Origin of the sequence: Halococcus salifodinae DSM 8989 (assembly GCF_000336935.1) — an archaeon.
GTDB classification, from domain to species: Archaea; Halobacteriota; Halobacteria; order Halobacteriales; family Halococcaceae; genus Halococcus; species Halococcus salifodinae.
Genome location: NZ_AOME01000059.1, coordinates 1 through 21,363 on the forward strand (window position 1 = coordinate 1; position 21,363 = coordinate 21,363).

Genomic DNA, 21,363 nt, shown 5'->3' on the forward strand with positions numbered 1-21,363 from the left:
CTTCGTCGGCGTCGGTTTGTGGAACCACATCGAAGGTGTTGGTCCGTTGCATCTAGGACCCCTGTTCCTCGATGTACTGCTCGATGGTCGCTTTCAGAACGCTGCCGGAGCTGCCGACATAGTACGAACGAGTCCACTTGATTCGGCCCTCGAAGCGCTGGTTGTACCAGCGCGCCGAGATTCCTTTGAGCCAGTTCACCAACAGTGACGGCGCGTTCTTCGGCGGGCTGCCGACGAACAGGTGAACGTGGTCGGGGCGAACCTCGGACTCGATGAGTTCGATGCCTTTCTCGTCGCAAATCTCGGCGAAGATGGAGTCGAGACGCTGTGGCGTCTCTCCCGTCAGACGCGACTCCCGGTACTTCGGGATGAACACTATATGGTAATAGAGTTCGTAAGTCGCGTGACGGGTGCTCTTTACCATCCATGTAGACTGTGGCACGGAATGGTAGTAAGCGTTTCGTACACGGTGGCACTCCTTCCAGGCGAAACGGTCGTTCCCGGTGGTTATGGCCTTCCACGACACAGTTTACGGCGCGTACCCCCGCCCTGAAGCGCGAGGCTCTGCGCCTGTGATTAACGTAGTGCGCGTTCGTGGCTCGCCCGCTCGCCGCGTGCCACCCTCCGCAGCGCTCGGCACCGACCATTCCGGGCTTGCGCCTCGTGAGCTCCCTCCGACTCCGTCGTCGGTCGCCACACTCGGCGTTCCGGGCATCTGGTTTGCCGCCAGCACCAAGCGCGCTTTCGGTTGCGTCGCCCGTGCTCGCTCCCCTGGGTCGCTGTGCCGGTCGACGGACACGAAACCGGCTTGTGTGCTGGCCGCTCGCTCCGGGCGGGTCGGCGCGCGGGCTGGATCGTGGGGGTCCTGAGGGCGCGCTCCGCTCGCGCCCCTTCACAGAGGTGAAGGCGCTCGCGGGACCGCGCAGCCGATGACAGCGGTCGGTGCGACGAGATGTGATTCGAAGGGCGACGAAGACGCCGTTGTGTGCGCCTTCTGTGGTAGTACTCTCAAAGGAGACACCAATGAACACTACCTACGCCACCAGCCACGAACGGATAGTCGATGAACGAACAAACGAACAGAAAGACGGTTTCGAAGACGAATCGGCTCTCGAAGTCGATGAGCGACCCGAACGACGGGCGAGTGTCGAACAGGAGATCCAGGGCACGGTCGATACGAACCACCCCGATGCACGGGGCGTGTGCGAGGAAACGAACGAGCATCTGACCCTCATCCAGGAGGAACGCATCGAGGGGCGGGAACGCGAGCTCGAACGGATCAGCGAACAAGCGGCGGTCGGACCACAGGCGGGACGCGAGCGGCGATCCAGAGAGGCCGTCGCGGAGCGCGTCGGCGGTCGTAGGGAGCGACTCAGGGTGGGGTACGACGAGGATCCACGCGAGCGACTGTCCAAGGACGAACTCGCAGCGGTGCACCAACGGGCGGCTTACATCGAAGACGGGCTGACGTTCGCGGGCCAACACCGAGCCATCGCCCGACAGATCGCAGAGCGCGTGGTCAACGATCGAGAAAGCGTCATCGATGCCGCACTCCACACCAGGGAAGCCCTGGTGGAGTCACGAGGCGTGGTCAAGCCACTCGCACGGGTGCGGCCCGAGCAGTGGTCAGTGACGGTCGAAGCAGAGGTCGTGCGGCTGTTCGAACCAGCGTCACCCGCCCAACAGCAGGTCGGAATCATCGAAGACAGTTCAGGATCGGTCAAACTCACAATCTGGCGGAGTGCGGAGGTCGGGACGGTGCTTCACGAGGGCGATCGCGTTCGTATCCATGATGCCTCACCGGGTCGGTTCGGTGGTGAGACGACGTTGGCGGCCGAACGAAAGGCGAAGTACGGGACCGTCTACAAACAAACCCGGATTACGGTCCTCGAACCCGGTGATGGACCAGCCCCCAGGCGACCACGGTGGGGGCCGGTCTACGACGACGAGGGAAACGTCGTCCAAGACAGGAGATCACTCAAACGCCCCTCGTCCTCGCTCTGACCGATCTGCTTTCTCTTTTTTGTCAGTTTCATATAGTCCCCATCTCCTCAGCTTGCATTTTGGATGCAAGGAGCGACATTACCTCCCAAACGACTCGCGTTGGATTCATCGAGGAGAACGTATATGATTCATAAGCGTACTCCGTTTGGGAGTCGTTCCTCTCTTGGAAATGTCCCCACCCCTCGACGTGCGGATTGGGTTCGTGATGCCATCCGAAGTCGGTCCCTGTCCCATCATGATAATGGAACGAAAACTCGGGGTGAGTCTCTGGCGTCTCGCCGGCGAACCAGCGCACCGTCAGTATAGCGTCGTCCACACTCCTCCCAAGTCGCTCAACTGTCACCTCTGCGACGACTCGGTTGTGTACGTCGGGTGGGAACCCCTGGGCCGTCGAAACCGCTGGATGCCGTTCGAGCTCGCGTCGGATTCCACGGAGTGCCCTGTGGGAGGCTGCTGCCGAATCGTACGATCGATCGCCACCATGCATGGGCTACGCTGTTGCCCTGTCGTCACGACTATATGTCCCGTAGTTTTCGATGGCATCCTCGACGATCGTGAGGCGATACCTGGTGAGTTCCCACTCACTTGCAATCGTGCGAATCTCGCTGGTTTGTTCGACCTGTTCGGCCCCCGCAGCACGTTCACGGAGCGTTTCCGGAGCGTCGACGTGGTATTCCTCGCGCCACGTCTCGATTCGTTTCTGGAGATCCGCTTTGAGCCCGATGAGGCCATCGTGGTCGTACTCCTCAAGGAGGTCACGGAGCGTCCGTATCCGGACGTAGAGCGGATCGGGCGTGTACAGCGCCGTCCCTTCGCGGTCGGTCTTCAGGAGGACGTTCATCTCAACGAGTCGTTCGAGATGACTGCGAGCCGTGTTCTCTGCAACGAGGGCCTCGTCTGCGATAGACGATGCTGATCGGGGCTGTGTGACCGCCTCCGCGACTGACCGAACCCGATCGAACGCGCTCGTGTGTTCTTTCCACGCTTCGATACCGGGTGCGTTTTCTGCCATACCAGGCCTTGACACTCAGCATCAATAAATCTATTCCAAGGTAGAATAGTCTATCTTCGGGCGGGGTCAAACTCGATCTCGACGGTGTGGCCTGCGTTGGGAAACCTGCCGGTTGCCCTTCGATTGCGATCTCGCTGTTGGACTGGGATCGGCATCGGACGTATCGAAGGGATCAACACCTGGATTTTGGTGTAGCGGGGTGGGGGGTAGGGGGGTGTTGTAGAAAATCATTAGTACACACTCACGAGCGGTTCCCGTATGCTCGCTGGTGGCCTCATACGGGAGGCGGATCCACTCGGAGGTGACTCGAGGCCTCAGATAGTTCGTGCGGCCCACCGGCGACGAACAACCCTTCTCGTGGTCACTTTCATCGGGATCGGACTCGTGATGGGCGTCCTGATCGGTCCAGTCACTGCCGCGGGAGCGGAGAACGCGACGAACGCTTCGATCACGCTCGACCAGCAGACAACGAACGGATCGACGCTCGTGGTTCGATCCGTCACGGTCCCCGAAGGCGGCTTCGTGGTCGTCCACGGCAGCAGTTATCTGAAAGGATACGGCGTTAGCGACGCGATCGCCGTTTCTGAGTACTTGGGACCCGGAACCCACGAGAACGTCACCGTTCGCCTTTCGACGCGGGTGCCGGGAAGCCTCGATGATCGTCGGCGACTCACCGTGAGCGATCGAGTCGGGGCGACGGTTCACCGGGATACCAACGATAACCACCGCCTGGAGTACTATCGTGCCGACGCCAAGAGGGCTATCGATCAGCCCTATGGCGGGCTTGCACACCCTGTCGAGGACACCGCCTTCGCGACCATCACGGGTTCACGCGCCGCTCCCGACGTTCGCTCGGCTGACGAGCGTGTTGCCATCCGGTTTGCCGACCAGTCGGCCGACAACGCGACACTCACCGTTGCAGCGGTCACGCTTCCGCGTGGTGGCTACGTGAGCGTCCACACCGCTGCGTACCTCCCGCCGAGAAACGAGAGCATCGAGAGCACGATCGGCGTCTCGAAGCGACTCGAGCCGGGCACACATCGAAACGTCACAGTTCACCTCTTTGCAGACACGGCCGACCGAACGGCTGGGGGCGAACAGGCGACGGCTAGAGGAGAACGGACGACGACTGGAGAGAGGGAGACGAACCACACAGACCACACAGTACGGAATCGACAGACGCTCGTCGCTGTTGGTCGTTACGACACCGGCCGAAACGGAACGTTCGAATTCGTCACCACTGGGGGACGAGAGGATCCGGGGTACGTCACCGAAAACGGCTCGCTGGCCATCGCACAGGCGATTGTCGGTCTGGACGATCAGCGACCGACCACCGCGGGGACACTCCCCGTGACGCCCCACTCGGAGGCCCTGACCACAGACACAGTCGAAAGGCGCGAACCGTACACAACCAGCGGATCCACGACCGATTCCGGGCGACGAGCTGAGGGTGGATCCACCACCGGATCCGCAGACGCTGGGGGGAATGGCCCGTTCGCCATGCTACCGAATCCACTCTACCTCGGCGCTGTTGGCCTGCTTTTCGTCATGCTCGGTCTCCTCGCGAGGATCGATACGTAATGCGATCGTCGACCGTCCCCCTGTGGTTCCGCGCTTGGAGGGCGGAGCCGTGAGTCGAGCGGATTCCACCCGAACCGACGCCACTGCTGCCGCCGAGCCCCAAGGTGACGATATCCAAGGGACTGTGCCGACGAACGACGAGCGAGGGTGGGACGGGCTATTAGGGGAGACGACCCGTCGAACGTTCCTCAAGACGAGCAGTGTTGTTGGGATCGGCGGTCACACCCTCGGCGGGACTGCCAGTGGGATGGAACCGACCATGTCAAACGTGCCGATCCCTGCCGACCTCCCCAACCCCGCGCTTGCCGACCGCGTCGGCAACTTCGAGCGGGCGGGCTTTCCGAGCCGCAGGGCCTATCGTGAGATCGCCATCCAGGAGCGCCGAACCCTCCAACAGCAAGGGCCGTTTGAACCAGCACGTGACGTCGACGCGGTCGGGTATCTCGGACTCGATGACGGAACACCGGTCGATACGGCGCTCGCTGAGGCGGCGGGGAGCGGCCGCCTCGACGACACCCTCCTGCGATTTCCCGCTGGGTCCTATCGCATCACAGGCGGGCGGACCAACCTCTTCGTGAATGGTGCGTTCGGGATCGTCGGCCCCGACGCACGGTTCGTGCTCGATGCGGGAGTGCACGCAACGTTGCAGTTCATCGGCTCGCGTATCCGTGTCGAGGGGATCACGATCGATCAGAGCGCACCGGGCGCGGTCGCCTCGGTCTTACTGCGTGCTGAGAACGGCACGATCGAATGGCTTCGGGTTTCACGGGTCGGCGTCGTCTCCCAGCGATCGCTGCAAAACCATCCGGGAAAGCCACAGATCCAACTCCGTCTCAGTGGGCGTGGAGAGAGCTACATCCGCATCGAGGACTATCGGGCGCTCGGTGGCAACAACGCCGGTGCACACTCGTGGTCGAGTCGATGTGCGCCACCACCGGGATTCGTCGCCAGCGAAAACGGAGCCCCTGGGATCTGGGTCGGCCAAGGCGCTTCTCCCGAGACGACGATCCAGCTCATCAATCCCGAACTCCATGGATGGGAGAACGGAATCTACGCCAGCAGGACGGAAAGTTCGATACAGGTGATCGGCGGCCGCTTCATCAACAACAATAACGCCTCGATCCGCATCGCGGGCGAGGATTCCGCTGCCGACGGTTGCTCGATCTACTTCAACCAAGAGGAATACCCGGTCGAGGAGATGCCTGGGCCGTACAGACCGGGCGAGATCCAGGGTATCAACGGCGTTCGTTCCGAAAGCAAGGGAACACAACAGGCGGCCACGCTCACGAATCTCGATATTCAAGCCTACAACGTGCGCCGCCTCGACGACTTTGGGTGTGGCGGACTCAACGGACTCATTCGGATCCAAGGCACCGTCGGAAGGGGTGTCATCGACAACTGTCGCCTACGATATCGGAACATCACCGACACCCCGGCGATCGTGGTTAACCGTCCCAACGGGAGCGGATACTACCCCGCACCGCCCGGACCGCGTGATATCCAAGTCCGGAACACCGAGATCATCGGTGATCGACTGGATTCGGCGGCGATCGATATCCGGGGACGACCGAACTCGATGGTCGGTGATAGCTGTATCAGGATACCTGGGGCTGGTCCGAACGAGATCCAGGGCGCTCGGACACAAAACGTCGGCTACGGGCCGAACTGTGCGGAAAGCCAAGTGCCGACAGGACCTGTGGGTGCACCGGGAAGCCTCTCGGAACTGAACCTCTCAGCCCGCTCTGGAAACGTCTCGCTCGGCTCCTCGATCCCCAATCAACGAACGGGCGCGGCAACCATCGTCGCTGTAATTGTCGCGCTCATCTTGGGCGTACTTGGGTTTGTAGGGTCTGGAACGCTTACAATACTATTAGCAATAGGGATAGTAATATTTGCGTCGCACGTCATACGATCGTAGTCGCTATAACGAACAATTTCAGATACTTAACCCGACTGCTATAGCAAAAAGTATAAAGAAGATCATGCTTGCGAAAAATCCTGCATTGCGGTGTGGGAAAACGTTGAAGCTTAGTAGCGGACGAGCCCGAGGAACAAGAAACAAACCGGTATATATCCAGAGAAGTCCTGGGAGAATTTTTTCGTCGGCCAGAAATCCAATACCAAGGAGTGTAAGTGCGATTCCCACAACCGTCTCTATCCGATAGCTAAAGCGTGCACGAATACCCAAAGACTGGGGTGCCATATGGTACTAGTGAACAATTCTCTCATACAGAGCGATAAACCTTCCCCGTACTAACTGCGAGAGTCACTGCTATCAAATCGATCTAATTTTTCACCCTCTTGAATAGTGAGCTCACCAGCAAGATAGCGGTGTCCGAGGTTCGTAAGTTGGTAGTATCCCTGGGGACTGCTGAGATTTTCTAGCAAATCAGCCTTATTGAGTTTCAACACACGTTTTCGAACATGGCTTGCTGAGAATTCAGTATTAACTGCAACCACCTTAGGTGGTGCACAGAATCCATCACGTTCGTGTCCTGATAAAAAATCCAAGATGGTATTATCTGTAGGAGTCATCCAAGCAATCAGTGGACGCATTCTATGGAGCTCTTCTGCTATCCTAATAAAAGTACTTAGTAAATTTGATGTGGAGAATTATCTAATGTGCTCAAATAGTACTATATGATTCTCTAGTTTTAAGTGCGACCACATTGTAGCACTATTTGCATGACTAGAATAACGGTCAGGCAGGAGAAGGATGCTGAAAGGGAACCAGTAGCGATTAAAATCGGAGAACACTATGAATGTACGAAAATCTAATATACTCCGTTCTGTTTTTTGCGTAATGGGGTGGCAAAGACTGAGTACTATTTCATTTTCCCAAGCACATTCAGGGCACGATTACAGCCAATCGCCCAGAAATAGTTCCGAAAAGTCCGAGGATTGAAGATATGGATGAAATAAGTGACGCTCATCCTGAACAGGCCATGCTACCAATAGTACTTGTTTCGCTTAGCATTGGTCATAATGAAGTCTCAATGCATCTGTATGGAGGAGAAGATGAAAGAGGTAACCCGCAGCCTGTTTGCGATGCTGGCCGTAATAATGCTAAATATATTCGCATCCTCCGCACCGATGCAGAAAAGCAGAATACCACGTACTGTAAATCGTGCTACAAAGTTGCCACCACTACGGAGGGGTACAATAATGAACGTCCTTCTACTCTCTTAGAAACGTGTCCTGATTGTGGGGAGGTATATTGTCGAACTCGTCGACCCCAGCATCTTATTAAATGTAATCGGAAAGATGAAATTGAGCCTGATCAGTCGATTTCTCCAGATAGCGGTGTATCTTAGCTACTGGACCTCGCACCTATATAAAGACTCCATCGAGTTCGTCCATGAGGCCGTCTACTCCTTGATCAGCGTTGTTCAGCGTCCACGACAACAGATTCTGCACCGCTTCCTTCAGCGAGTGTTTGAGATCGTTGCACAGCGACGTCGTTTGTGAGAGCACGGTTCCCAGAGCGCTATCGGCAACACCCAGCCGAAGACAACTGTAGGCCAACATGAGCAGGTGCCAATGCCGATTGGCACCTGCGTCACGCTCGACCTCGCAGTCCTCGAAGCCCAGGTCCTGCTTGCTGTCCCTGAAAAACGTCTCGATGCGCCAGCGCATCGAGTACGTGCGGATTAGCTGCGTCGTCGGTGCATCGATCTTGTTCGTCACGAGGTACTTCACCGGGTTCTTTTCGTCTTCATCATCGGTCACCTTCTCCGAGATCAGCACCTTCTTCTCGCCGAGCTTCGAGACGTTCAGCTTCTTCGTCCAGATGTTGTAGGTTTCGCCGTCGACCTCCCGCTCGGTCGTGTCGATGCGCTCGGCAAGCGCATCGACGCGGATCATCTCGCCGCCGTACTCGACGCGACGGTTGCTCTTGAGCACGGAAATCCAGTCCCTGTCGTACGATTCAACGTGTTCGACGAGTTCCTGTGAGCAGTACCACGAATCGAAGAGGTAGGTGTCCGCTGGAACACCTACCTCGTGAGCTTCATCGATGAGGGCTTTGGCGTGGTCAATCTTCGTCTCGGCTTCCTTCTCGTAGAGACGGAAGCCGAGCGGGTAGGTGGTTTTTTCGTCAGCGTACTGGCTGAACACGAGGTTCTGGCCCCACACAGTGTCGTTTTCGGCGTGGTCGTAGAACCAGCCAGCGTTCGGGAGTTGGTCGCCAGTTCGATGAGTGACGGAGTCGTCGATAATGACGACTCCGTCCTGTGACCACCGCGTTTCGTTGCGCTGCTGGAGCGCGGTCAACCGCTCTCGGTTGAGACGGTCTTCGTCCCAGTCGTACTGATTGAGGAACTTGTTGAGAGCGCGTTCGCTCTTCGATTGGAGAACGCGTTTCGAGATGCCCTCGACGGTCTTATTGCCGGAGGCAATAAGGCCCGTCACGTAGGTTTTCGCGTGGTGTTTCTGCTGATACGAGAAGCACTCGAAGTCATCGATGAGATCCGTGCAGGACAGAAACTCCGTAATCGGCATCATCGGTCGCTACGCGACCGATTCGCAGTGGCCGCTTATAAACGTGCGAGGTCAAGTTAGCTATTGAGACTGGTCTGTGTTCCAACTAATACTTCGGCCTATTTGATAAGTTTCCAACATCTCATTAGTGTTGTTCAATTCACACATCGACAGATCACCGCGGGGGTGTTGTAAGCAGAATTAATACGAACCCCATGAGAGTGTGTGGTGTCCGCTCACAGGGACTATGGCTTTCCCTGTCGGTGGGGAGTACCACTGAGCGGTCAAGGAGACTCAGCAATGGACAGCCACAGCATTCCAAAAATGAAAACAAGATTGAACAAACGAATTACTTGCAGAGCGGGGTCTGCTGGCGGTTCATCTAGATTTCGCATCGCAGTATTCTCGCTAGTGGTCAGCGGAACAACATTCGTTCAGCCGGCACTCGCACAGGATGCTGGTGGATTCTGCTCGACATCGATGGGGAGTCTCATCGAAGGGGTGTTGAGTGCGATTGTTATCATCGCCATCGCCGCTGTGCTGGGGGCGCTCATACTTTCCGCGGCCGGTCGCCCCTTGGCGATGTCCGGGCGGATGGTCGCTACGATGAATGGGATGTCCAGTCGATCGCTTCAGAGCATCATCCTGCTCGCACTCGCCATTCCGTTTTTCAGCTGGATATTTGGGTTCAGCCCACTTGACCCAACTGCTGGCTGTATCCCATTCGTCGGTGGCTGAAAGGACCATAGAGTATGTCCACGCCTGTCCAGCGACTCGGTGTCGTGCTCGTCACAATGGCGCTCCTGTTATCGAGTGTCGCGCCGGCAGCCGTCGGGCAGGAAGTGGGTCCGAACACTACGAACGGAACGGCTACAAACGAGAGTACCGACCTCTCTACATACTCGCCAGCAGAACTTCGGAATCTGAGCAATGAACAGATCCGAAGCGGTCTCGGAAACACGACCGAAGCAGATCTTTCTGAAGCACAAAAAGATGTCCTGAACGAGCGGATTAGCTCCGAACAGGGGTCTTTCAGTGAGTTCATCGATGGGATCGGTACCTGCGCCGGTGCGCCGATCAGCTGTGCATTGGATAACACCAGGGCAGCCGGTGAGGGTATCTATGAGTTAGGTGGAGGTTCCGGAAATCTCGTTCCCTCTGGTGGGGAGGTTGCGTCTGACGTTGCCAACTGGACGAAAGATCGGGCTAACGAGACGATTCGGCCACTGCTCGGTGTGGCGATGGAGTTCGTGGTAGGAACCCCTACTCCGGAGAACGAGGGATGGCGAGGAATCACTGGCCAACCGACGAACAGTTCAGCGAACGCGAGCCTCGCTCAAGGAGTCTGGCGAACTGGATACAACGAAGTGTATCTCGATTACTCGTTCCTGTATGCATTCGTCTTTCTAATGGTGTGTACAGTAGCACTCCTCGGAATCTTCCCGTGGCAAGGGTTGCTTCACAGCTATGCGAAGTACAAAGTCGTGAGTGCTATCGTCCTTGCTACACTAATACTGACGCTCTGGTGGCCAGTCGGCACGTTCTTGCTCAAAATGTCCGATGCCGTTGCAGTCAGCATTGCGCCGAGTCCGGTCGAGCTTACCAACTCGCTGGGCAGTATCCTGAAATCAGGTAGTTCGGTTATCCTGCTGGCTCTTGCGAAGCTACTCTTCAGCATGGGCGAAGTACTCCTACTCGCCCTTGTGTACGGGCTTCGCTGGGGACTGATCATCGTCGGGATGTTCGCGATGCCGCTGATACTGGTCCTTGCGCTCGTCGGACCTCATCCCCGACTTCGCCAGCTGGGCTCGACCCTCGCTTGGCAGTTCGTCGGTCTGCTCGTCATGACGTGGCCCGTTGCGTTCATGATGCGATTAGGGTATGAACTCCAATGGGGGTTTTCGACCTCCGGGCTGGCGAACTTCGTTCTCTCCCTGGCGATGCTCGCTGTAGGGCTCGTTATACCATTAGTCATCAGTATCTCGCTGCTTCGGGCTCCACCATCGATCACTGCTATTGCGGCTGGTGCAACGGGGGCTGCTGCGAGTCTCAGTCTCCGTGAGGACGAAGACGATTACTCCACCGATGACTACGACAGCGACTCCTCCTCTGGCGGCGGATCCGGTGGTGACTCCGGTTCAGGTGGTGACGCTGCTTCCGGTCCGTCTCCGGGCATCGAACCGTATTCTGGGCCGACGCCCAGCGAGCGGATCGCTGTTGTAATCGCCGGCACTCAGGCACCTGGCCCCCATCAACCGCACACGGTCGCCGCTGGGGCTGGCACGACTGATTCGCCACAGCGAGTTACTGCTCGGGACGTCATCGACGTTCCACAGCGCAATGACGGGAACGACGCCGTCACAGCCGGTGATCGACTCGGGCAGCGTCCAACATCCGCTGCGATGGATGGGACGACCAGGTCGCACCAAGGAAGAGATCAGATGTCACCAGCGGATGCAAGCACACCGACGAACACCGGAGCGAGTGGGACAGAAACCCCATCCGCACTCCCGGAACCCACCTACGTTCCGAGCAGCAGCGAACCACCGACTGGTGACGATGATGCAGTCACGACCGCCGAGCGAAAGCGTGAACAGACACGCGACGGCGCAGCGAGCGAGGAGGCAAGCACGCTCGAACAGCGACGTCGACTCCACAGCGGGACGGACGAACCACCGGACCGAACGAACGCGACACCCGGAGAAACCGATGCATCAAGTTCCAACACGTCTGACGCCGCGACTGATTCCAGCCCGTCTACCGCTGCGACCGATCGCACCGAGAGCGACATCAGCTTCACTCGCACCCATGACGGCCCGAGTACTCTCTCGGACGAACGCTGGGCGGCTCTCAAACGCCGCTATGGCGACGGAGTCGACGACACCCCCCAAGGAGACACCGACACCACCGAACTTGCGGAAGACGACAGAGACGGCGGACAGGAGGGTGAAAGCCGATGAAGCACTGTGGGTTCCTCCCACGAGGTCACTCCTGGGTTTCCGCGCTGGGAGGCATGTGCGATGAGTTCCAGTGGGGGAAAACGTATCCTCTCCGATTTCACACTCCAGCCCGAGATCGCCGGGTACAGCCACTTCGATATCCTGAAGCTGTTCGCCCCAACCGCCATCGGCCTCTACGCTACGGTGTTGGTGGTTCCGCCCACCTTCGAGATGGTGGGCCTCGTCGTGACTGTCGGCCTTGCCCTCGGTACCATCGTCGCCGTCGGGGCAACCCCCTCACACCTGACTGCGATCGAGTGGGTCAGACGACGGTTCCGGCATCGCACTCAACAACAGATCATGCTTCACGATACCGATCCCGACGGTAGTGGCATCGAGCAACCAACCGAACAGTCGGTGTTTGCCCGCCTCGTTCGATCAGTCTCACTTGGTGGTCATTCCACTCACCAGCGTGCACAGGATCTCATTCCGCTTGAGCGTCCCTACCATCGCACCCATGCGATAGAGAAGCGTGACGGTTCGATGATTGGAGCCATCAAAATCACCCCGTCGAACATGTCTACCGCCGACGATGGACTCTGGGCAACGCAGGTACGCCAGCTCGCCGGGGTTCTCACCTCGGCCGCGGACTACGAACTCCAGCTGTGTGACCTCATGCGGTCGGTCGACTACCAGAGTCGTGCGGCTGCCTACGAAACTCGAGCGAACCAACTCCACAAGCAAGCGATCAATCGCGCGCGAGCGGGTCTCCTGTCGAGTACCGACAGCGTCGGTCACGCCGACGTCGACATCGATATCGATATCGACACCGATCCAACCACGACGACGGGGAGTCACGATGGGACGGTCGAAGCTTCCTCTACAGCTGCATCGCGCGAACGGTGTCGAGCGCCAACCACCGACGACTCGCCGTGTCAGAACTGGGCGGATAGCTGTCCTCACCACGAGAATACTGATCGGCCGCAAGGCGAGACCGGCGTCGCCAGCGGTGGGCGTATCCCGGTACCCGACGGTAAGGGATTTCGGCCCAGCGACACCAGCACCATCGGGGTTCGTACGCTCGCGGACATCGCCGAAGAACGCAGGGGCGTCGTCGATCTCTTTCAGGAAACCACTCTCGTTCGCGAGCACTACGTCGTCGTTGCGGTCACGCCCGAGGAGGCTGCCGCCAGCATCTCCACCGACCGTGGCGGGCTCGTCTCGGTGCCGTGGCTCGGCGATTGGGTGCAACGGCGGCGGGTGAGGAAACACCGAGACACCGACGACCACACCCGCACGATGATCGACATCCTCGAACAGCGGGTCGCACACCTCGAACGCAAGCTCGGGCGGCTCGAAGGTATCAGTACGCGCGCGCTCCCGGCTACCGAGTACAGCCGCGTCATCGCGGATTACTACCAGGCCGCGAACGTCTACGCCTACAGCGATTTCAGTGCGCTCGTCCGCTCTGCACCCGTTCCGAGTGGGAACGCCGATCCCGAGTACGAGCTTTCGTATGCGTATCTGGATCCGGACGGCGATCACCCCAGTACGGAGGCGACCGACGATCGGCCACGGTCACACCCACAGCCACCCACTGCTGCGGACGGGAGCGGCACCATATCTCCACCAACGAACGCCGGTCGTGGCTCGTTTCCACCGGCGAGCGTCGACCTCGTCACCCAGCCCGACGAGTTGCCGAATCACTACCGCTCGCTGCTCGCCCCCGCGGAGTGCAACCGATCGAACCCGGGTTACATCGACCTCGATGGTGGTGCCATGTGTTCTGCGACCCTCGTTATCGAGAAATGGCCCGAAGCACCTGCCGACGGCATGCTACGGGAGGTGCTGAGTTACGGCAAACCAGGCGTCAACGTCTCCGTTGCGACTCACATCGAGGGGATGGACAAGAACCTCGCGAAATCGAAGATGGAAAACGCCGAGCAATCACTCAAGGCCAAGAAGAACGACGCCGAGCGCCGCGAGTCGTTCCGGACCGGGCGCATTCGCCGCAAATTCGAGGCCGCTCGCGACATCAGCGAATCGCTGAACGACACCGATCACGGCCTCTTCGATGCAGCCACCTACGTGTCCGTTCGCGCACCCACCGAAGAGGGTCTCGAGGAGGCCGTCACCGCGATCAAAACCCGGCTCAAGGAGGCTCCCGCGAACGCGCGTGCGATCCGAGTCGATCACAACCAGACCGCCGGCTTCCAGTCCACTGCGCCGGTCGCCGAAGACCAACTGGACCGGACGGTGAAGATGCTCGGCAACGGCGTTGCCGCGCTGTTCCCGTGGGCGACGCACAACCTCTCCGAACCGAGTGGCGTCACTATCGGCACCCACGAGGATCGTCACGAACCCACCGTCGTCGACCTCTTCAATCGCGGCACCGGTTACAATGTCGGGATCTTCGGTACGATCGGCAGTGGCAAGACCACCACGCTCAAACAGCTCGTCCTGCGGATGAAGCTCCGATACCCGGAGTTGAACGTCGCGCTCATCGACCCGCTCGAAGAGTTCGCGGGCCTGTGTGAGGTGTTCGACGGCGAACGGATCATCATCGGTGGCGAGACCGCGATCAACCCGCTCCACATCGAACCGACACCACCCGAGAAACTCGATGTGGTCGGGCGGACGACGCCGTTCAAGGACGCCGTCCAGCGGGCGCTGACGTTCGTCGAAACCTACTACGAACTCGAGGGGCTGGACCTCGGGCACAAACGCGGTGTCTGGCAGCGTGCCACCAAGGAGGCATACGCCCGTGCGGGCATCACCCCACGACCGGAGACCCATCCTAACGAAAGCCCGACGCTCACCGACGTCCTCGCCATTATGGAGGAGATGCTCGAGGACGCCGGCTCACACGTTCGCATCGACAACCGGAAGCTCACCGAGGACCGCGAGGATCGGGTCGTCTCGATTCTCAATAACGACGTCGAACCGTTCCGTGATAACGGCAAGTATGAGCACCTGACGCGGCCGACTGAACTCGACTTCGAGCAGAACGATCTCCTCTATCTCGACCTCCAGCGCCAGGAGGCGAGTGCCGGTGAGAAGGGACTGATGATGCAGCTACTCGTGAACCAGATCTACGAACACGCCAAGGCCAGCGATCACCCGACGCTGATGCCGATCGATGAGAGCCACTATATGCTTCGTCAGGCCGCCGACCTCGAGTTCCTGAAACAGGCCGTTCGTCACAGCCGTCATTATGACCTCTCGATCATGTTCAGCACCCAGACCGTCAGCGAGTTCTTCGCCAAAAGCGACGATGGAGAGGTCGAGCTTACCGAGAACGCGGAGGTGATTATCAACAATATGTCCGTCCAAGTGTTCCACTACCTCAAGGAGATGAACCCCGAGTGGGCGGCCGAGCTTGGACTCTCACAAGCGGAGATGCAGTACATCCGCGATGCCGAACCCGGGGATAAGGAGATCGGCTATGCGCAGGCGTTGCTCCGAGTCGACAAGGAGGGGTGTTTCCCGATCAAAGTCGAGATGTCGAACGACCTCAACCCGCGCGAGTTCGCGCTCATTCAGTACGACCCCAGTACTCACGGCGAGGATCTCGAGGCATACCTCCGGGCGCAGGACGCCCGGTGTGACTGGCGGTGGTGTTGACGAGATGGTCGTGATGGCGTCTCCTTCAGTCGTTTTTAATGGCACAAAGCTGGCGAGCCATGAGGATCAGTTCAGAGAGCAAGCCGGCGTCCGGCCGGTCGAGTACGACGAACAGCACGACGGACATAGCAGCGTCCGAGCACAGGAACGAGAGCGGGACACCAGTCCCTCTAACGAGCTGTGAGGTGCGCAACCCATGACGACTACAGACTGGGACGGAGACATACACACAGAACACGTACCAACGCGACTCGCCGAACGCGAGCAGTGGATCTGTTGGCGGGAAGCCGAACGTGAGGGGAAACCGACGAAGCTTCCGATCGACCCCCTTGTGGGGGAGTTAGCCTCAACGACCGATCCGACCACGTGGACGGACTTCGAGACGGCGATCGAATACGCCGATCGAACGGCCACGGACGCCGACGGCATCGGATACGTTTTCGCCGCCCACGACCCCTTCGTAGGGGTTGATCTCGACGGGTGTCGCGATCCCGAGACGGAGGTCGGCGACGAGTGGGCGGTCGAGGTGATCAATCGACTCGATTCTTACACCGAGGTGAGTCCTTCCGGGACGGGCTATCATGTCCTCGTCCGCGGCGACCTCGCGACACAGCGGCGGCGGAAAGGTGACGTCGAGATGTACGACACGGCGCGCTTTTTCACCGTTACCGGCGAGCACGTCGACGGCACGCCCACCGAAGTAGTTGAGCGGTCCGAAGCGCTCGGTGCCATCCAGCGGGAGTACCTAGGAGAAACAGGGAGTGAGACGAGCGACGAGCGATCCTCACCGGATCCAGCCGCATCAGCCCCAGAGACCGCGGTCGACCTCGATGACGAGACGCTCATCGCAAAGGCGACGGCGGCGAAGAACGGTGACCGGTTCGCGCGGCTCTGGGAGGGCAATACTGGGGATTACGATAGTCACTCCGAGGCGGACATGGCGTTGTGTTTCCACCTCGCGTTCTGGACTGGGGGCGATCAAGCACGCGTGGACCGTCTTTTCAGACGATCCGGGTTGATGCGTGAGAAATGGGACGAGGTCCACTACGCCGACGGGAGTACGTACGGAGAGAAGACGGCTGAACGAGCAGTTGCCAAGACGTCTGACGTGTACACGCCGGGCGGGTCCGAGGAGTCCAGGGTAGTGAACAGCGAACATCAGGATAGCAACCACTCTGAGACCAACACCGAATACAAACGACCGACGAGGTCCCCTTCGTACCTTACGGAGCGTAACCGTCTCCTGGAAGCGCGTATCGCCGCTCTCGAAACCACCATCGAACAGAAGAACGACGTCATCGAGACGCTGGAAGCGCACAACGAATCCCTACAGCAAGCGCCTTCGACCGACAGCAGAGGCGAAACGCAGATTCAAGAGCGCACCGACACCGGGGAGGACTCGACACCTCAGTCATCACCTCCATCATCAGTCTGGCAACAGATACGGCAAGTCATTGGTTTCGATCAGCGTTGAGACGGCACAATATCGGGATGTTCGAATCAACCGCTGCCACCCTTTTTCTCCCCCTGAGAGTGGTTGCGGGGTTTCGACCAATGCCAATCCACCAACCCTACGAACGGAGTTTCGACGAAACGATTCCAGCTGCACACACGGCTGAACAGACCGGTTGCCCCGACTGCGTCGGTCACGTTGTCACGCGTGGAAGCGACACCGCTTGCAGCCACTGTGGGCTCGTCTTAAACGATTAGCCGAGTACGAATGAGCGCCAACTCCGTGTCTAGAGATATCTACGTTTTCGTGGATTTCTCCTACGATGAAATGCCGGTGTTGGTCGATAAGGATGGAATCGCGATCGGCGAGATTTCATGGAATATCTGAGGAGCCTGACCACCACCTCCGCAACCGCTGCAGCCGTTTTTCTCCTGCCCACGAGGGGTGCGGGCGTTCGAAGATTGGTCGGTCGGTGACGAATCGAATCAAAGAGGTGACTACCAATGAAAACACCCGACAGCCGGACGGTCTTCGCCGGCCTCGATGGTCGTACAGACACACAACTCCCCAACTGGTACGCGAACAGGAGGGTCGACGACAGTAGCGCCGTAGTCTCGTTCGCCGAGGCAGTCCGCGATCTCCCGCGTGCGGTCGATACCGAGGTGGCGTACCAGAACCCCTACACCAACGAGTGGGTCGAGACCGACCGCTTCAACGCGGTGGTCGAGCCCTCACGGCTGCGCGATCAGGCACAGGACGCGAATGACGTGAATCCGCTGTTTCACGTCCCCTCAGACAGCTATACGATCCTCAATCCGGTCGATGTCTATGGGCCGCTCGAAAGCGTACTCCAGAACGAGGCGGTTGATGGGCAGCCACTCGGTGAGGTGATGTTCGGCGAGATCCGTCAGTACCGTGCGGGCGGCGAGGTCCACATGGACGTGCTGTTTGACGGTCTCGAAGTCCGACTACCAGGGCGAGGTGAGCCGATCACAATGGGCGTCACGTCCGGGTATGACTTCTTCGGCGGCCACGCGGTCTACGTTGAAGGCTTCGCCCAGGACGGCGTGTGTACGAACACGATGCGCCAGCTCACCGAGAAAGAGGTGATCAAGCACGTCGGTGAGGTGAAGGACTTCGAGGCGTGGTGGGAACGGATTCTGACCAGCCTCGAACTGGTCGCTGACGACCTCTTCGCGTTTATCCGTGACGCCAATCGAATCAGCATCGACTTTACGAGTGTGCCGTTCGATGTCGAGATGTTCTACACGCTGCTTGGCTTCCCGGCGTATCTCGCCGAACGTGCAGCGGTGGATGCCGAAGCCAGCGCCGAGGATCTCTTCGAGATCGACATGTGGACGCTGCACTCGGGGGCGACCTACGCATTAACGCATTTCTTCACCGGGAAGGAAGGCACCGCACTCGATGAATACGCCCGGCTCGCAAACGATGTTCTATTCAATCCCGAAGCGACGATCGAACGGGTCAAAGAGGCATACCAAGACGCACTCGACGCTTCCGAGACGGGCGATCAGGCCACACTCAATGGCGAACAGGGACTCGCCCGGATCGAGCGTGTCCACCGGAATGTACAGGCCGATATCGAGCAGTTCGAATCGCGCGAAGCCACCCTTCGTGAGCGGTTTCAGGACGTGGTCGAGGAATGACCGCACGTGACCGTCTCCGGATGCATCTCGTCCAGGCACTCACCCGAAGTCAACTACCCCGCCCTGACGGTCGCTTACGCTCGCGTCTGAGGACGGGGCTTGTCCGTGGACTCCCGGTCTGCCGACACGTCGTCGGAGGGTGTGTAGTCCCCATTCCCGTTCAGCGCCCCGGACTTCAGGGCGAGTTGACCGTCGCCCAACCCGGAGGGGCGTTTGCCCTCCGGTACAGTTATCAGCCGCATACCGATGTTCTTCGCGGCGTTGTAGTCGCCGTCGTACTCGGCCCCGCACTCGTTGCACGAGAACCACCCGGTCGAACGATCGCGGTTCGTGCTCGACTGGTGGCCGCACCGGGAACACGTCTGACTCGTAAACGCCGGATTCACGTCTTCGACGCGAATCCGTACTCGGCGGCCTTGTACGCGAGCATGTCTCGTAACTCGCGGAACGCCCAGTTGTGCATCTGTCGCTTGATGCGGTCGTTCCCGTTGTCCATTCGTTCGCGGATGTTCGTGAGTCGTTCGACGGCGATGAACGCACAGTTGTAGTCGCGGGCTTCCTCCACGAGTCGCCGAGAAATGGTGTGCAGACGGTCCAAGACGAAGCGGGTTTCTCGCCCCGACACTTGCCTAAGTGTCTGCTTGGCGGAGCGAGTGCCTTTGTCTTGGAGGCTTCGGCGAACCCGGAAGTGGTGGTTCTGGCCCCACAACAGTCGGCCACCGTCGTAGAACGTCCCCGTACTGGTTACGGCGACGTTCTTCAGGTTCAAATCGACGCCGAGAACGCGGTCGCCCCCGCGCTGTTTGACCTCCTTCAGCACGACGATGTGGAGGGAGAACGCATCCTCATCCTCGCGGTAGTGCAACGTCCCCATCCGACGTTCGTACTCGTCGTCGTCCAGGTACGACCGCTGGTAGTCGCCGAGAACGTACTCGACTTCGACGCGCCCGTTCACAGTTGAGAGCGTGGCGCTTCGGTCGCGGATGGTCAGCGTCCGTTTGTCGTACACGGCGGACGGTTCCGAAAGGTGGGGCAACGGTCGGCTGTTTCCCTTCTTCCAGTCGGCGACCGTCGATTTCATGGCTTCGACGGCCTTTGAGTACGCCCGGACGCACAAGTTCGACGGCAGGTCCGTTCGGTCCCGAAGGTCGTAGTACACGCGGTCGTGTATCTTCGACTTGTTCAGAGTCAGGTAGCCGTCGTCGTTGCGTCCGTTCTGGATGGTGTAGTTGGCGGCGTCGTTGAACTGTTCGATGGTGGTATGGAGGTCATCGCGCCGCTCGTCGGGCACGTCGAGTTTGACGGGGATGGTTCGCTTCACCTCCATCAGCGTATTCACATACGAGGAGGTTCTTTATCACGTTCTCGGTTGGGGGGTCGGACGTCAGACGCGCCGAAACAACCAGTTCATTGGTATCCGGAAGCGGGTAGCAGGGCGCTCCTCCCCTCCCTACTTGCGCTCCCTTCGGTCGCGCTCCTTGAGGAAGGGGCCTCCGCGCTACCGTTCAGGTGAGTCGCCGGTGGTGTGTGAGCATCTGCGGGCGGCTCTCCAAGAGTTGGAGAGCCTTCCCCTCACACCGTTCGTGGAGTGTCCCCTGTGTGGAGTGTGCGGCCTCCCCGCTCGAATCCGCCATCAGAACTGCTCGTCGGCTCGTGTGCAGGACCAATCGCGACGAGACGATCGGCGGTGATTTTTCGGCATCTGTTTGGCGAGTCGGTCGTCGCAAACCGTGATATCGCCCATCTTGGTTCAGGTGCGCTCGCCGTGAGATGGTGAGTGTTGATATGGGATATCTGACCATGATATCAGTCACAAAACGCTCGCTCGTCGCGGATCGACGGAGTTTTTCGACCGCCACTCAATATCGTGCGTATGGTCGCACAGACGATGGATCGTGTTCCGCGAGAGTAACACAGATCATCGCGTCTTCTCAGGCATCTCTGATGGAGGTCACAGATGATGTCTATAGAAGAATTCGTCAGCAGGGACTTCGATGGCATCGCACTCAAACCCACGGAGATCGATCTCAACCAAGTGAGCGTTGGGAAGGTAGAAACCGTGGTAGTGGATTACGAAGGCCGTGAGCACGTTCCCGATTCAACCCTTCTCGAAAGATTCGCCGGAGAAACCACGGTACGCGTCACTACACCGATCCGTGCCGACGGGTTCGACCCATTCGGAGACAACCGGATCACCGAACAACTCCCCCAGAGCGTCGACCGGGTAATCGTCGCCGGGAACCCCGCATACCTCACCGATGACGAACGGCGGCGTGCCATTGGACCACGCCTCGGGGCGGCTCGCGAGGACGCGCCGACGGCATGGGTCGGGACGGAGGGTGTCGAACGGCTCGCGCTAGCGGCGGGTGGTACACAGTTCGAACTCCTCGCACCAACGACCGCTCGCGAGGTACGTGCGCTCCGTGCAGCGGGACTCGAGGGATCGATAGCCGTCTATGCACCGGTCGTCGCTACGGACGATGAGCAAATACTCCTCAACACACTGGGCGAGTACGTCGCTCGTCGTGGATCAGTTGCTGCGGCGCTTGAAGACGCTCATCCCGAAAACCCACCCCGCACAACTGCAACCGATGGTGTAGCGAC

General features: G+C 59.2%; 17 protein-coding genes. 9 read left to right on the forward strand and 8 right to left on the reverse strand.

What is annotated here, in order from left to right:
- Window positions 1–52: 52 nt before the first annotated feature.
- Window positions 53–424: an IS200/IS605 family transposase gene (gene tnpA / locus C450_RS11485; protein WP_049910142.1), complete on the reverse strand. Its 372-nt coding sequence runs from the start codon at window positions 422–424 to the stop codon at window positions 53–55.
- Between the two features lie 599 nt (window positions 425–1,023).
- On the opposite strand from tnpA, the gene C450_RS11490 reads away from it, so the two are divergent.
- Complete coding sequence (locus C450_RS11490; RefSeq protein WP_005043588.1) at window positions 1,024–2,004, forward strand: hypothetical protein; 981 nt, start codon at window positions 1,024–1,026, stop codon at window positions 2,002–2,004.
- A gap of 28 nt (window positions 2,005–2,032) precedes the next feature.
- Here the strand turns inward: C450_RS11490 and C450_RS22955 are convergent, their stop codons facing one another.
- Complete coding sequence (locus C450_RS22955) at window positions 2,033–2,320, reverse strand: hypothetical protein (RefSeq protein ID WP_005043589.1); 288 nt, start codon at window positions 2,318–2,320, stop codon at window positions 2,033–2,035.
- Between the two features lie 174 nt (window positions 2,321–2,494).
- Window positions 2,495–3,016, reverse strand: a complete 522-nt coding sequence (locus C450_RS11500) for a DUF7342 family protein (RefSeq protein WP_005043590.1) — start codon at window positions 3,014–3,016, stop codon at window positions 2,495–2,497.
- Window positions 3,017–3,373: 357 nt separating this feature from the next.
- Between C450_RS11500 and C450_RS11505 the strand changes: the two genes are divergently transcribed.
- Both C450_RS11505 and C450_RS11510 read left to right on the forward strand, forming a co-directional pair.
- Window positions 3,374–4,597 (forward strand): DUF7282 domain-containing protein, encoded by a 1,224-nt coding sequence (locus C450_RS11505; protein WP_005043591.1) that lies wholly within the window; start codon window positions 3,374–3,376, stop codon window positions 4,595–4,597.
- Between the two features lie 49 nt (window positions 4,598–4,646).
- Window positions 4,647–6,515, forward strand: coding sequence for a hypothetical protein (locus tag C450_RS11510; protein ID WP_152424484.1), 1,869 nt, complete (start codon window positions 4,647–4,649; stop codon window positions 6,513–6,515).
- A gap of 335 nt (window positions 6,516–6,850) precedes the next feature.
- Here C450_RS11510 and C450_RS21640 read toward each other — a convergent pair whose 3' ends face one another.
- Together C450_RS21640 and C450_RS11515 are read right to left on the reverse strand one after the other, a co-directional pair.
- Window positions 6,851–7,153: an ArsR family transcriptional regulator gene (locus C450_RS21640; RefSeq protein WP_152424485.1), complete on the reverse strand. Its 303-nt coding sequence runs from the start codon at window positions 7,151–7,153 to the stop codon at window positions 6,851–6,853.
- A 774-nt stretch (window positions 7,154–7,927) separates the two neighbouring features.
- Window positions 7,928–9,100: an IS701 family transposase gene (locus C450_RS11515; protein WP_005043593.1), complete on the reverse strand. Its 1,173-nt coding sequence runs from the start codon at window positions 9,098–9,100 to the stop codon at window positions 7,928–7,930.
- Window positions 9,101–9,376: 276 nt separating this feature from the next.
- Between C450_RS11515 and C450_RS21645 the strand changes: the two genes are divergently transcribed.
- From C450_RS21645 to C450_RS11540, 5 genes are all read left to right on the forward strand, one after another.
- Window positions 9,377–9,814 carry a hypothetical protein gene (locus C450_RS21645; RefSeq protein ID WP_152424486.1) on the forward strand — a complete coding sequence of 146 codons (438 nt, stop codon included), beginning with the start codon at window positions 9,377–9,379 and terminating at the stop codon, window positions 9,812–9,814.
- 938 nt (window positions 9,815–10,752) lie between these two features.
- Complete coding sequence (locus tag C450_RS21650) at window positions 10,753–12,036, forward strand: hypothetical protein (protein WP_152424487.1); 1,284 nt, start codon at window positions 10,753–10,755, stop codon at window positions 12,034–12,036.
- Window positions 12,037–12,096: 60 nt separating this feature from the next.
- Window positions 12,097–15,639: a VirB4 family type IV secretion system protein gene (locus C450_RS11530; protein WP_005043596.1), complete on the forward strand. Its 3,543-nt coding sequence runs from the start codon at window positions 12,097–12,099 to the stop codon at window positions 15,637–15,639.
- 196 nt (window positions 15,640–15,835) lie between these two features.
- Window positions 15,836–17,113, forward strand: coding sequence for a phage NrS-1 polymerase family protein (locus C450_RS11535; RefSeq protein ID WP_005043597.1), 1,278 nt, complete (start codon window positions 15,836–15,838; stop codon window positions 17,111–17,113).
- 482 nt (window positions 17,114–17,595) lie between these two features.
- Window positions 17,596–18,759, forward strand: coding sequence for a hypothetical protein (locus tag C450_RS11540; protein ID WP_005043598.1), 1,164 nt, complete (start codon window positions 17,596–17,598; stop codon window positions 18,757–18,759).
- Between the two features lie 74 nt (window positions 18,760–18,833).
- On the opposite strand, the gene C450_RS23510 is transcribed toward C450_RS11540, so the two are convergent.
- The 3 genes from C450_RS23510 to C450_RS23215 form a co-directional block, all read right to left on the reverse strand.
- Window positions 18,834–19,145, reverse strand: a complete 312-nt coding sequence (locus C450_RS23510; protein WP_005043600.1) for a zinc ribbon domain-containing protein — start codon at window positions 19,143–19,145, stop codon at window positions 18,834–18,836.
- Window positions 19,142–20,086: an RNA-guided endonuclease InsQ/TnpB family protein gene (locus C450_RS21655; RefSeq protein WP_005043602.1), complete on the reverse strand. Its 945-nt coding sequence runs from the start codon at window positions 20,084–20,086 to the stop codon at window positions 19,142–19,144. The genes C450_RS23510 and C450_RS21655 overlap by 4 nt, the downstream gene beginning before the upstream one ends.
- A 178-nt stretch (window positions 20,087–20,264) precedes the next feature.
- Entirely contained in the window at window positions 20,265–20,393 is a 129-nt protein-coding gene (locus C450_RS23215) for a hypothetical protein (protein WP_275039279.1), read from the reverse strand.
- A gap of 326 nt (window positions 20,394–20,719) precedes the next feature.
- Here C450_RS23215 and C450_RS11550 point away from each other — a divergent pair.
- Window positions 20,720–21,363: DUF7388 family protein (locus tag C450_RS11550; RefSeq protein ID WP_241430392.1), on the forward strand; the 644-nt coding region annotated here is incomplete at its 3' end.

Excerpts from the sequence above, each read along its gene's own strand:
- tnpA (WP_049910142.1), bottom strand. The coding sequence starts at position 424 with ATGGTAAAGAGCACCCGTCACGCGACTTACGAACTCTATTACCATATA.
- C450_RS11490 (WP_005043588.1), top strand. The coding sequence starts at position 1,024 with ATGAACACTACCTACGCCACCAGCCACGAACGGATAGTCGATGAACGA.
- C450_RS11500 (WP_005043590.1), bottom strand. The coding sequence starts at position 3,016 with ATGGCAGAAAACGCACCCGGTATCGAAGCGTGGAAAGAACACACGAGC.
- C450_RS21640 (WP_152424485.1), bottom strand. The coding sequence starts at position 7,153 with ATGCGTCCACTGATTGCTTGGATGACTCCTACAGATAATACCATCTTG.
- C450_RS11515 (WP_005043593.1), bottom strand. The coding sequence starts at position 9,100 with ATGATGCCGATTACGGAGTTTCTGTCCTGCACGGATCTCATCGATGAC.
- C450_RS21645 (WP_152424486.1), top strand. The coding sequence starts at position 9,377 with ATGGACAGCCACAGCATTCCAAAAATGAAAACAAGATTGAACAAACGA.
- C450_RS21650 (WP_152424487.1), top strand. The coding sequence starts at position 10,753 with ATGGGCGAAGTACTCCTACTCGCCCTTGTGTACGGGCTTCGCTGGGGA.
- C450_RS11530 (WP_005043596.1), top strand. The coding sequence starts at position 12,097 with ATGAGTTCCAGTGGGGGAAAACGTATCCTCTCCGATTTCACACTCCAG.
- C450_RS11535 (WP_005043597.1), top strand. The coding sequence starts at position 15,836 with ATGACGACTACAGACTGGGACGGAGACATACACACAGAACACGTACCA.
- C450_RS11540 (WP_005043598.1), top strand. The coding sequence starts at position 17,596 with ATGAAAACACCCGACAGCCGGACGGTCTTCGCCGGCCTCGATGGTCGT.
- C450_RS21655 (WP_005043602.1), bottom strand. The coding sequence starts at position 20,086 with ATGGAGGTGAAGCGAACCATCCCCGTCAAACTCGACGTGCCCGACGAG.
- C450_RS23215 (WP_275039279.1), bottom strand. The coding sequence starts at position 20,393 with ATGGCGGATTCGAGCGGGGAGGCCGCACACTCCACACAGGGGACACTC.